General features: G+C 45.3%; 1 pseudogene. It reads right to left on the minus strand.

Features of this window, described 5'->3' with window-relative positions:
* Nucleotides 1-664: pseudogene (locus tag R7E78_RS27230) on the minus strand (polyribonucleotide nucleotidyltransferase); the annotation flags it as partial.

The following is a 664-nucleotide window of genomic DNA, read 5'->3' on the forward strand; positions in this document are numbered from 1 at the left end:
CGTCTAGCGCACGAACCATGTCTTTCTCACGACCATCGATACGTGGGTTACCCGCGATGATGCTACGACGTACAACAGTCTTCTCTAGATCGTGGAAGATTGTGTGGATTTCTTTAGTATCCGCTTCAGGATCTTGAGCAAGTAGTGCTTCATTTACTTCTGCTGCAATCTCATGGATGCGGTCGTAACGAGCCATTTTCTCAGTGATTTGGTAAGCCTCAACAAGCTTAGCTTCAGCAAGTTCAGCAATCTTAGTCTTAAGTGCTGTATTTTCTTCTGGAGCAACCCAATCCCAAGCTGGAGTAGCAACTTCAGCTTTGAACTCGTTGATAGCGTTGATTACAACTTGTTGTTGATCGTGACCGAACACAACTGCTGCTAGCATTTCTTCTTCAGTTAGGTTGTCAGCTTCTGACTCAACCATTAGTACCGCAGACTCTGTACCTGCAACCACTAGATCTAGACGCGATGCGTTTAGCTCAGTTTGGCTAGGGTTAAGAACTAGCTGACCATCGATGTGACCAACACGTGCTGCACCGATAGGACCATTGAATGGAATACCAGAGATAGCAAGAGCCGCAGATGTACCAATCATTGTTGGGATATCTGGTTGAACGTCTGGGTTTACAGATACAACCGTTGCAATAACTTGCACTTCATTTTT

The organism is Vibrio sp. YT-19(2023), from assembly GCF_033337395.1.